Origin of the sequence: Chryseobacterium phosphatilyticum, assembly GCF_002899825.2 — a bacterium.
In the GTDB taxonomy this organism is placed as follows: Bacteria; Bacteroidota; Bacteroidia; order Flavobacteriales; family Weeksellaceae; genus Chryseobacterium; species Chryseobacterium phosphatilyticum.
The window spans coordinates 415,186-427,568 of record NZ_PPED02000003.1; the positions used below are offsets into that span (position 1 = coordinate 415,186).

9 protein-coding genes are annotated in these 12,383 nt (G+C 36.3%); 7 read left to right on the top strand and 2 right to left on the bottom strand.

The features are described 5' to 3' along the window. The first annotated feature begins 469 nt into the window (after nt 1-469). The 5 genes from rpsA (at nt 470) to C1631_RS13840 (ending at nt 8,938) form a co-directional block, all read left to right on the top strand. On the top strand, nt 470-2,260 hold the full coding sequence (gene rpsA / locus C1631_RS13820) for a 30S ribosomal protein S1 (RefSeq protein WP_103247799.1): 1,791 nt from the start codon (nt 470-472) through the stop codon (nt 2,258-2,260). 160 nt (nt 2,261-2,420) lie between these two features. Then, complete coding sequence (locus tag C1631_RS13825) at nt 2,421-3,851, top strand: T9SS type A sorting domain-containing protein (protein WP_165828305.1); 1,431 nt, start codon at nt 2,421-2,423, stop codon at nt 3,849-3,851. A 259-nt stretch (nt 3,852-4,110) separates the two neighbouring features. Next, nucleotides 4,111-6,744, top strand: coding sequence for a T9SS-dependent M36 family metallopeptidase (locus C1631_RS13830; protein WP_228441238.1), 2,634 nt, complete (start codon nt 4,111-4,113; stop codon nt 6,742-6,744). Between the two features lie 122 nt (nt 6,745-6,866). Then, nucleotides 6,867-7,853, top strand: a complete 987-nt coding sequence (locus tag C1631_RS13835; protein ID WP_103247797.1) for an EamA family transporter — start codon at nt 6,867-6,869, stop codon at nt 7,851-7,853. 89 nt (nt 7,854-7,942) lie between these two features. Then, on the top strand, nt 7,943-8,938 hold the full coding sequence (locus C1631_RS13840; protein ID WP_109713319.1) for an alpha/beta fold hydrolase: 996 nt from the start codon (nt 7,943-7,945) through the stop codon (nt 8,936-8,938). A 64-nt stretch (nt 8,939-9,002) separates the two neighbouring features. Here C1631_RS13840 and C1631_RS13845 read toward each other — a convergent pair whose 3' ends face one another. Then, entirely contained in the window at nt 9,003-10,142 is a 1,140-nt protein-coding gene (locus tag C1631_RS13845) for an MFS transporter (RefSeq protein WP_103247796.1), read from the bottom strand. A 76-nt stretch (nt 10,143-10,218) separates the two neighbouring features. On the opposite strand from C1631_RS13845, the gene C1631_RS13850 reads away from it, so the two are divergent. After that, on the top strand, nt 10,219-11,001 hold the full coding sequence (locus C1631_RS13850) for an AraC family transcriptional regulator (protein ID WP_109712801.1): 783 nt from the start codon (nt 10,219-10,221) through the stop codon (nt 10,999-11,001). A gap of 191 nt (nt 11,002-11,192) precedes the next feature. Continuing rightward, entirely contained in the window at nt 11,193-11,636 is a 444-nt protein-coding gene (locus tag C1631_RS13855; protein WP_103249659.1) for an SRPBCC family protein, read from the top strand. Nucleotides 11,637-11,952: 316 nt separating this feature from the next. Here the strand turns inward: C1631_RS13855 and rplS are convergent, their stop codons facing one another. Further along, nucleotides 11,953-12,309, bottom strand: coding sequence for a 50S ribosomal protein L19 (gene rplS / locus C1631_RS13860; RefSeq protein WP_068942389.1), 357 nt, complete (start codon nt 12,307-12,309; stop codon nt 11,953-11,955). Between the last annotated feature and the right edge of the window lie 74 nt (nt 12,310-12,383).

The window sequence follows — 12,383 nt, forward strand, 5'->3', positions numbered from 1 at the left end:
AAGTGCTGTCATAGCGAAGGGCGTGTCTACGAAGCAATCTCATTGCATTCAGCATCATAAACATAGAAATGAAACAGTAACACAACATTAGCCCCGATAGAAGCGGTTACCCCGCAGCAAGCAGTGGGAGAAATCTGGGGCGAGGAGTATAAGTGGATAGCGGGAAAGAGCTTCTAAAAAAGAAAGAAAGTTACATGACGGATGTTTGAACTTGTGTACGGCATTCCAATTTTTGAATCCTCTAATCTTTCAATTTTGTAATCATTTACAGATGACTGTCAGTTATTTACATGCTATTTTTCTACGGATGAAAATATTGTTTATCTCAAATAAAATTCATATCTTTGCACCCACTTTTGTGGCGAAAAGGTTTGATGGGTAAATTACTTACAATTAATTACTTCCGTATTTTTTAATCCACATTTATTCAAACCGTTAAAAAAGAAGGAATACAAATTTTTATTAGAAAATGTCAAAAGAGACAAATTCAGCAGAGGTTTTATTAAACCAAAACGTAGCACCAGAACAATTTGATTGGGATTCATTCGAATCAGGTCTTGATGCAGATGCGAGAAAAGAAAAAAGCGATTTAGAAGAAATCTACAACGGATCTCTTAACAGCCTAAACGATAATGACGTTTTAGTGGGTAGAGTAGTAAGATTAACTGACAAAGAAGCTATCGTAGACATCAACTTCAAATCTGAAGGTGTTATTTCTCTTAACGAATTCCGTTACAACCAGGGCCTAAGTGTAGGTGATGAGGTAGAAGTAATGGTTGACAAGAGAGAGGACAAAACTGGTCAATTACAATTATCTCACAGAAAAGCGAGAACGCTTAAAGCTTGGGATAAAGTAAACGAACTTCACGAAACTGGAGAAATCGTTAACGGTTTTGTTAAATCTAGAACTAAAGGGGGTATGATCGTTGACGTTCACGGAATCGAAGCATTCTTACCTGGTTCTCAAATTGACGTTAAGCCAATTAAAGATTACGATCAGTTCGTAGGAAAAACTATGGAGTTCAAAGTTGTGAAAATCAACCCTGAGTTCAAAAATGTAGTTGTATCTCACAAAGCATTGATCGAAGCAGATATCGAAGGTCAGAAAAAAGAAATCATCGCTCAGCTTGAAAAAGGACAAGTTCTTGAAGGTACTGTTAAGAATATCACTTCTTACGGTGTATTCATTGACTTAGGAGGTGTTGATGGATTGATCCACATTACAGACCTTTCTTGGTCTAGAGTGAACCACCCATCTGAAATCCTTGAGGACGGACAAACTGTAAAAGTTGTAATCCTTGATTTCGATGATGAGAAAACAAGAATCCAGTTAGGTATGAAGCAATTAGAAGCTCATCCTTGGGATGCTCTTTCTGCTGACATGAAAGTAGGTGACAAAGTAAAAGGAAAAGTAGTAGTTCTTGCTGACTATGGTGCATTCGTAGAGATCGCTCCAGGTGTAGAAGGATTAATCCACGTTTCTGAAATGTCTTGGTCTACTCACTTAAGATCTGCTGGTGACTTTGTGAAAGTAGGTGATGAAGTAGAAGCTGAAGTATTAACTTTAGATAGAGAAGACAGAAAAATCTCTCTTGGTATCAAGCAATTGTCTAAAGATCCATGGGAAAACATCGAAGCTAAGTATCCACTAGGATCTAAGCATGTAGGAACTGTAAGAAACTTCACTAACTTTGGTGTATTCGTAGAGTTGGAAGAAGGTATCGACGGATTAATCTACATCTCTGATCTTTCTTGGACTAAGAAAATCAAGCACCCATCTGAGTTCTGCGCAGTAGGTGATAAATTAGACGTTGTAGTTCTTGAATTAGATATTCAGGCTAGAAGATTATCTCTAGGTCACAAGCAATTGACTGAAAACCCATGGGATAAATTCGAAACTAAATATGCTGAAGGAACTATCCACGCTGGTAAAGCTGTAGAAGTTCACGATAAAGGAGCTTCTGTTCAATTCGAAGATGCTGAGGTTGAAGCTTTCTGCCCTTCAAGATTATTAGAGAAAGAAGATGGATCTAAAATCAAAAAAGGTGAAGATGCTCAATTCAAAGTAATCGAATTCAACAAAGAATTCAAGAGAGTAGTAGTATCTCACACAGGTATCTTCAGAGACGAAGAAAAGAAAAACGTTAAAGAATCTTCTTCTAGAAACGTATCTTCTTCTTCAAACAACGAAGAAAGATCTACTCTTGGAGACATCGATGCATTAGCAGAGTTGAAAAGAAAAATGGAAGAAGGTAAATAATCCTTGAACCATTGATACATAAGGAGCCGCTCATTTGAGCGGCTTTTTTTGTTTTATTATTATTGTTTTTGAGTTAATGAAAGGTTAATGGTTTAAAATATTTATTTTTCATTTGTTTTTAATGTTATTTTTAAACAAATCTAAATTTAAAATAATAACCATGAAAAAAGCATTTCTACTTTCCCTTTTTCTATTGATTACTTCCTGGAATTCAATAAAAGCCCAGACGGACTATATTATTTGTCTTGATAATGGGGCAACCATCAGCAACACGCGTTTTAATGAAATAAAACTTACAGCCGCTAAACTTATAGAGCGTATTATGTCCTGTAATTCTAAAAACAGATATGCTGTTGTTCACTATGGAGCAGGCCTGAATAATGGCCCAAGTCTTGGGCTTATTCCCAGAATATACATAGAGAGTGATTTTACCACTTCTACTTATCCCGATCCTTATCTTACGAGAAGAATGAATTACGGTCAGCATTTTCATGAGGCACTGGGATTGATAGGGAATGCATTGGATGGAGTCTCCAGTACGGAAATCATAAGCCCTCAGACTTCTTTACATAGAAATGGAGCATCTAAATTTGTAGTGGTGGTACTTACAGACGGATCCAGAAACAATGGAGATTTATCAACCGGATCATATTTGGTCAATTATTCTGATACCCAGCTGAATAGTCCGGGAGCTTTTAAAAATGTAACCGATTTTAAAGTAGCCAGAAATGCTAAATTTGCTATGATACATATGAGCCCCAATGCTCAATCTACAGCTGCAGGAGCTTCCATTGCCAGTGCAGGTGGATCCTATAACGGTACCGTAGAAAGCAATACTGCAGATCCTGATTATGGTATATTACCAAGATTGTATTATCCAAGAACTTATTCTTTTATATTCGATTCGGTTTCTGAAATGCCTAAATTTGATGAGCTGGTTAATAACATATGCAGTGGCCCTATGCCTTATGAGGGAAGTCTCAGGTTTTTCTATGAATTTAATGCTTGTGCGAAACCTACTGACTTTAATATCACCGGTCAATTCTCTCTGCCTGCAGGATCAGTGGTGGTCAATAATAAATTGGTTCTCCGAAATGTCAGTACAGGGGTAGATTATGGAATTTCTACGACTCCAACTGTTACCGGAAATCAGGTTATTTATCATTTTTATCCTTCAGATATTAATATTCCTCCCGGATCTACATCGAAGTACAGATTCATAATGACATTGCAGCATACTATACCAGGTGGCGGAACAGCAGAAGTTATGAGTTGGAATAATTATCCTTTTTTTCCTTATGATCTGGATTTATCGGGTCTCTGTACAAGAGCTATGTCCGGTTCTACAGGAGTGTCAAATCTTAAGATTAGTCCAAATCCTACTGACGGGGCATTTAAAGTAATAATACATAAGGAAATTGAATCAGGAAAATTGGACGTGATGGATCTGAATAGCAACATACTATTTACGAAAACAGTTAAAGGAAAGGTTTTTGATGCAGATATAAAAAATCAAAAGCAAGGGGTGTATATTGTAAAGATAACATCAGATAAAAATGAAATTTTTACGGAGAAAATTATTAAAAAATAAGTAAAAATTAGAAACTGTTCGAAAGGACAGTTTTTTTTATAAATTGTTTTTCCTGCAAAAAAATAATCAGGAATAAGATGGTTTACTGTTATAATAAGCTATCTGAAGGTTAAAACTAAGAGTGCATTCACCGGATTGAGAAATAAAAATGTGCATTTTAGTTTTTTTTAGATTAATATTTTTATGTTTTTGAGTTTGTGTTAATAATATCAACTTTTATTTGTGAATTATTTGTAGATTAGCAACTTTAATAATGGATATGAAAAATAAAACTCTACCCCTTTTGTTTGCTGTATTTTCGGCAATTCCTGCTTTTTTGTTTGGACAAGACAATGAAAGATTGATTAAAGATTATATTTCTCAAAATAAAATAAGAGAATATAAAAAGTCAGATCTTAATAACTTTATTGTTGATAATGTAGATCCTTCAAAATCATTGAACGGAAATGTTGTGAAATTTCTACAGACCTATAACGGATTACCAATCTATAGTTCTGTAGGTACTGTACTTATTAAAGATAATAAGATTGTATACTATACAGATAATTTTGTAAAAGATTATGTTTCATCTACACCGGGAACAGCTACAATCAGTAAAAGCGCTGCTCTTCAAAAAGTAGCTGAAGAATTGAATAATTCTGATATTGCTAATTTTACTATTCTGGAACATCTTGAAAAAGCTAAGGGAAAGGCCACGGCGAACCAAAGGTTGGTCTATGCAAATGATCAGAATGGCAACTTACGTCTGGCTTATGAATATACATTAATGGAACCTAAGTCTCCTAACTATTGGAGCATTCTGATAGATGCAGGAAATGGCAAAATTTTGGAGAAAAATAATCTGACATTATCCTGTAGTTTCCATCCTAACGCTTATGCTTCAGATGCCGGTCATAATCATGCGGATCATTTGGCAAATGCATTAATCGGACCCCGTAATAATGAGACACACAATAATTTTTCATTATTCTTACCTGATAATGCCTCATATAATGTGTTTCCTTTGCCAATAGAAGCTCCAACTTTCGGATCCAGATCAATTATCAGCAATCCTTGGAATTCTACTGCTTCTCCTGAGGGGTGGCATTCTGATGGGGTAGATCATTACACGGTAACGAGAGGAAATAATGTGTTTGCTTATGATGATGTTGCCGGAACAGCTTTAACAGCCCCTGATTATCTGCCAGGGCCTCCGGTAGATGGCGGAGCAACAAGAAATTTTGATTTTCCGTTTAGCATTAATGGAACGCCACCAAGCAACAAAAATGCTGCTGTTACGAATTTGTTTTATCTGAATAATAAAATTCATGATGTATTCTATCAGTTTGGGTTCACGGAATCGGCCAGAAATTTCCAACAAAATAACTTTGGAAAAGGAGGTGAAAATGATGATTCTGTATACGCTGAAGCACAAGATGGCGGAGGTTTGGATAACGCTAATTTTTCCTCACCACAAGATGGATACAATCCGAGAATGCAAATGTATTTATGGAGCTCAGTAAATCAAAAGTTCTTCTATAACGCACCTACTGCTGCTATTCCAAGAACTCCTGCAGTAGGAACTGCTGATTTTGGTAGTCCGTTAAGTGCAACAGGAGTTACCGGAAATGTAGCCTTGGCATCCGTTCCTGATGGATGTACACCATTACCTGCAGGTTCACTTGCAGAGAAAATCGGATTGGTTGAAAGAGGAACATGTTCATTTGTCATTAAAACGAAAAATCTTCAGGATGCCGGTGCTATTGCCACTATTATTTATAATAATGCGGTAAATGGCAATACATTAAATAATATGACAGGAACTGATCCTACGGTTACAATTCCTACTGTGCTCATTACAAAATCAGAGGGAGATTATATGAAAGGTTTGATTACTGCCAATACGACAGTAAATGTTACCCTGAAAAACAATCCTGCGACGAGCGTCACTCCCGATGGAAGCTTTGATAATGGTATTGTAGTCCATGAATATGGTCATGGTATATCAAACCGAATGACGGGTACAGGTGCAGGTTGTTTGAGTGCAAACGCAAGTAATGAGCAGATGGGAGAAGGATGGTCAGATTTCTTCGCGTTGATGTTAACAAATAAGGCTGGAGATAATGCTTCAGTACCTAGAGGAATGGGGACTTATGCAAGTGGGCAGGCTATCACAGGCGGAGGAATCAGACCGGCTAAATATTCTCCTGATTTTGGCATTAACAGTTATACTTATGGAAGTACCAACGGAATGGTATATACTAACGCCAGTGGAGGACTTTCTTTGGATGTTCACTCTATAGGATTTGTTTGGGCAACCATGCTATGGGATCTTCATTGGAAATATGTTGAGAAATATGGATATTCTGCAGATGTATTGGCAAATACAACCAATGGAAGTAGCAGAGTATTGCAGCTGGTAACTGATGCATTGAAACTACAAGGTTGCAACCCGACATTTATTGATGGAAGAAATGGAATATTAGCAGCAGAACTGGCAACTACACAAGGACAGGACAAATGTATGATTTGGAGTGTTTTTGCGAAAAGAGGGTTAGGGGTAAATGCTTCTGCAGGATCAAAAACAAATATTAATGATCAGGTACAAGACTTTACCGTGCCTACAGAATGTGCTGCATTGGCAACGAGCGAGGTTAAATCCGCTAAAGAAAAGATTTCTATCTATCCAAATCCTGCTAAGGACGAGTTTTATATTAACTTCCCAAGCAATACTCTTGGAAAAGTGAGCGTAGAATTATATGATATGTCAGGTAAATTAGTTTCTTCAGAAGATAAAATTTCACCGGATGCTAAAAAGGCTATCTCAACAAGTAGCTTAGTGAGCGGTACTTATATGGTGAAAGTAAAAGGGCTGGGCTTTGAAAGTACTTCAAAAGTGATGGTTAAAAAGTAATAAATAGATAATACACCTTAAAAATCGCCACAAGCAAAGCTTGTGGCGATTTTATTTATCATAATAACCATACAAATCACTTTAATTTATAAGTTGTAACTTTGCAGGCTGTAAAAAAAATTATGAAGAAGCAGAATATACTAAAAGGCGTTTTATTTGTTGGGATTGGAGCTAGTATATACGGTATGTTGGCCACTTTTGTGAAAATGGCTTACCATGACGGTTTTACAACTTCGGAAGTTACTACATCCCAGTTTGTGCTTGGTTTGGCAGGGCTATTGATCCTGAATTTTATCCAAACTATTACCGCAAAACAGAAATTATCATTACCAAGTTCCAGGGAAGTCAGAATGTTGATGCTCGCAGGAACTTCATTAGGGGGAACAAGTTTATTTTATTATATCGCTGTGCAGTACATCAATGTGTCCATTGCTATTGTCCTGTTGATGCAATCGGTATGGTTCAGTGTGGTTGTGGAAAGTATTCTGGCCAGAAAGCTTCCTAATGCAAGAAAGGTAATCTCTGTAGTGATTGTATTGCTCGGTACAGTGTTAGCAACGAACCTTATTAATATGGAAATAGAATTAGACTGGCATGGAGTCTTCTGGGGGTTGATGGCCGCAGCTTCTTATACGCTGACCATGTTTACTTCAAACACTCTGGCTACTCATCTTCCTGTTTTCAGAAAGAGTATTATTATGCTTGCCGGAGGATCTGTGGTAGTTTTTGCATTTTTATTCTTTGCTCAGATTGGGCCGATGTATTTTGATGGATTGAAGTCGCTTTACTTAAACTTTACAGAAAATACAGAACACATCCATCCTTTCAATTATTCGATATTTTGGACGTACGGAGCGATCTTAGCTTTGTTTGGAACGATTATTCCACCGATTCTGTTCAATATAGGTTTTCCGAATGCAGGATTAGGATTGGGAAGTATTGTTTCTTCTCTGGAGCTTCCGGTTTCTGTAACCATGGCTTTTGTTTTATTAGGTGAAAAAGTATTTTTAATACAATGGGTGGGAATTGTTCTGATTCTTTTTGCAATTGTCTTAATGAACTTACCATCCAGGAAAGAAAAAGAAGTCCCAATAGCGGAGCTATCTTAGTAAAAAATAATATTTAAATTAAAAATAACAGTTGAAAACCGTCCCTTTTGGAGCGGTTTTTTTAATTTTAATCATTAAAATAAATGTTCATGAAATATTTCAGAAATGCAGTGGCGGGCGTGATGTTTGTTATAGGGGGCAGCTTTATATCTGCACAGGTAAAACCCTTGGATGCCGTACTTTCAGATTATAAATATCCTTATGAGGTTCATTATATCCATTTAAAATCTCAGGACAATGATCTGAAAATGGCCTATATGGACGTAAGGCCTCAAAAAAGCAATGGCAAGACAATTTTGCTACTCCACGGGAAGAATTTTAATGGTGCTTATTGGGAAAGAACCGCAAAGGATTTATCGGCTAAAGGTTTCAGAGTTGTCATTCCTGATCAGATCGGATTTGGAAAATCTTCAAAACCGCATAGTTATCAGTTTTCTTTTTCTCAATTAGCAGAAAATACAAAGGCTATTCTGGATGAACTGAAAATTGATAAAACTATTGTACTGGGTCATTCTATGGGAGGAATGGTGGCAACACGTTTTACATTGTTGTATCCGGAGAAGGTACAAAAACTGATTCTGGAGAATCCGATTGGTTTGGAAGACTACAAAACTTTTGCATCCTATCAGACTATTGATCAGGCGTATCAATCAGAGCTTAAAAATACAGCGGAAACCTATAAAAATTATCAACTGAAATTTTATTATGACAATAAATGGAAAGATGAATATCAACCCTGGCTGGACCTTATTGCCGGATGGACCCTTCACAAAGATTACCCTCAGGTTGCATGGAATGCCGCTTTGACCTCTGATATGATTTATAATCAACCGGTATGTTATGAATTTAAAAATATAAAAGTACCTACTTTACTTATTATTGGAACCAGAGACAGAACAGCAATAGGTAAAGATAGAGCACCTAAAGAACTTCAATCCATGATGGGACAGTATCAGGAATTGGGAAAGAAAACCCAACAACAAATAACAGGTTCTCAATTGGTAGAAATTGACAATGTAGGACATTTACCACATATTGAAGTTTACCCTCAGTTTTTCGAAGCTTTATATAATTTTATACAGTAGGTTATCTGTTTACTGATTTATAAAAAGACTATTTCTCAGGAAGTAGTCTTTTTATATCATTTTTTTAATCCTTCCTTTTTAATAATAAAGTGGTGAGCACTCCTATGCCGGAAAAAAGTGTGCAGGCTATTCCAAGATGTTGAATAAGCCCAATGCTTATTAATCCAGATCCAATCATTACGTAATAGATCAATCCTAGCAATGCTCCGGTACTTCCTGTCTCATCTTTATATTGTATTAATGCCGTACTTAGAATATTAGGAATAGCCATACTGAATGCCATGACAATAAAAAAGTAAGGAATAACAAAATAGACTCCCTTTCCTGTTAAAATCCACACGAAAACAGAAGCTATACATGCCCCCAGTGTACTCATCCTTACTAAAGTTGAAGGAAGAATATTTTTTAATAACAGATATCTGTTGAGTTTTGCCCCGGCAAAAGTCCCTGTCGCCAATATAATGCTACTATATCCAAAAGCGTAAGACGAATATTCTTGTTCTTTAAAAATAAATGGAGCGAGCGAATAATAAGAAAACAGCAGTACATTAAAACTCATGATCAGTAAACAACATCTGATAATTTCATAATCTTTGAGCATTCGTTTCAACAACCTGATCAAAGTTGTACTATTTATTTCTTTTTGAGTATAAAAAGGATCTGATATTTTTTTTTCAGACAGTATATAAAATAGGATGGCCAACAGGCATAATGTGATGAAAACACCTTGATATCCTACAGAGTTGGCCAGAAGAGAACCTGTAAGCATACCGATAATTGGACTGATGGATAAGCCTATCCCGATCCAGGAAAATACTTTGCTGATATTGTCTTTGTCATAAGTATCCCGTAAAATAGTTTGAGTAACAATGGAGCCTACAGCAATTCCGAACGCAGAAATAATTCTGGCACTAAGCAGTATTGCAAAATTGGGGGCCCAAACAGCTGCAATTGTTCCTATTCCATAGGTAATCAATCCATATTGTAACGATTTTTTTCTTCCTATTCTGTCACATTGTATTCCCCAAAAAGCCACTCCCAAAGCAAATGCAATAAAATATAAGCTTATGGTCAGTGTTACGGATTCTTCTTTCAATCCGAAATGCTTCTGTATCATCGGCAGAACAGGGCTGTAAATGGTTTCTACAAACTGTGGAAGCATTACCAGCAAGGTCAATAACCAGAGTGGGTTTGTCTTTTTCATTTTTTTTCTGCAAAGTTTCTAAAAATTGAACGTATATTTATAATGGTATAAAAACAAAAAATATTAAAAATAGGACATGGCTATTCTTAAACAACATGAAGAATTTAATGCAGATTCCCTGACAGAAAAAGTGATCGGGATTGCTTCTGATATGGTAATGCATGATTCCGGTTTTCATTTTCATACCATTAAAGCGCAGCTTTTGTATGCTCCTTCAGGTTGTATGACAGTTACAACTTCCGACAGGCAATTTGTGTTGCCGCCATTCAGGATGTTATGGATTCCCGCCAATGAAGTTCATCGAGTGAGCTTTCGTAATATGGTAGCTTACAGGTCTGTTTACTTTGATATGGAATATGCAGCCGGGTTTATGAATTCAAGCTTGAAAGTATTGCATGTAAACCCTTTGATGAAAGAGATTATTGAAAGAATCTGTTTCTGGGAATGGGCTACCCCGGATGATAATCAGGAAAATATTATTAAAGTATTCTGGAACGAAATAAGTCATGCTCGTGAAGAAAAATTGGTGCTTAAGATGCCTGAGGACAGACGTTTTAAAAAAGTTATCGAAGAATGGACAAAACGATTATCAATGCCTCCTATGCTGAAAAAATTAGCTGAGGACACCGGGGCAGTTGAAAAAACAATCACCCGTATTTTTAAGAAAGAAACGGGTCTATCTTACCAGGAGTGGAGACAGCAATGGCGGATTCAGAGATCCATTGAGTTGTTGGTAGAAGGGAATTCAATAGGAGAGGTTGCTCATATCTTAGATTTCTCCTCAGATAGTGCCTTTATTGAATTTTTTAAAAAACATACCGGATCTACACCACTGCAATACCTCATAAAGAATGAATGAAATATAGAGCTATCACCAACATCACAACCGAAAACTGAAGAATCTCATCTTTCGGAGGGGTGTCAAAAATTCAGAGAATTTTTGATGAGATGGTTATTATAGCATTATACCTCAGTCTATTTCTTGTCCTATGCAAAGCTTTCTGAGTAATTATTTACATAACATTGTATGACCAAATAAAAACAAATACTATGAATAATTATACAAATACAATGGAAGTGAGAGCTACAGCAGATCATATATATGATGCATTAACCCATAAAATTCCTCTCTGGTGGTCAGAACTGTTTAGTGGATCTTCATCAGACATTGGAGATGCATTCACGATAAGCTTTGGAGAAAACATTTATAAAACATTCAGAATACAAGAGGCAACTCCCGAGTCAAAAATTATCTGGTATGTGGAAGATTCACTGATTGCTCTTGCTGAATTGAAAAATCAGACAGAGTGGATCGGAACAACAGTCGTCTGGGAAATAGAGCAGAAACAAAATAATGCATTAATAAAAATGACACATATTGGCTTGCATCCTGCGGTTGAATGTTATGAAATTTGCTCTAATGGCTGGATACAATTTCTGGGCAGCCTGAAACAGTTGTTGGAAACGGGAAAAGGATCTCCTTATAAAGGATAATATATATATCGATGTTTTTACTAAATTGAAGGAGTTAAAAAGTAAATTCTGCATTCTGGCATCAGACCTGTTGGGTTTGTGCATTTTTCTTAACCTATCTTTGGATAAATATCAACTATATTTATTTTCAGGATCAGATTTCTAGCCCCGATAGTAACGGTTACCCCGCAGCATGGATAGGAGAGCAAAGGCGCGAGGAGTATGAGTGGATAGCGGGAATAGCTCCTGACGATATGTTTATTACTAATTGCTTACAAAAAAAAGAAGCTGTCTACATCTAGTAAACAGCCTCTTTTTGTATTTATTGTTGTCTGAATTATTTCTTCTTGTAAGCAGCGTCTTTGATTCTTGCTTTTTTACCTCTAAGGTCTCTGAAGTAGTAAATTCTAGCTCTTCTCACTCTACCTCTTCTGTCAACTTCGATTTTTTGAAGCGCTGGTAAGTTGATAGGGAATACTCTTTCTACACCTACATCACCACTCATTTTTCTGATAGTGAAAGTTTTTGTAGAACCAGTACCTCTTAATTGAATAACTGTTCCTTTGAAGAACTGAGTTCTTGTCTTTTGTCCTTCTTTAATTTCGTAATACACAGTAATTGTATCACCTGCTTTGAATTCAGGGAATTCTTTTTTAGCAATGTACTTGTCTTGTACGTACTTTAATAAATCCATTATTAATAAATAAAATGTTAAAGCTAAGCAACTTACACGCTTTTCGTCAGAGGTTGAATAACAGGTTGCAAATG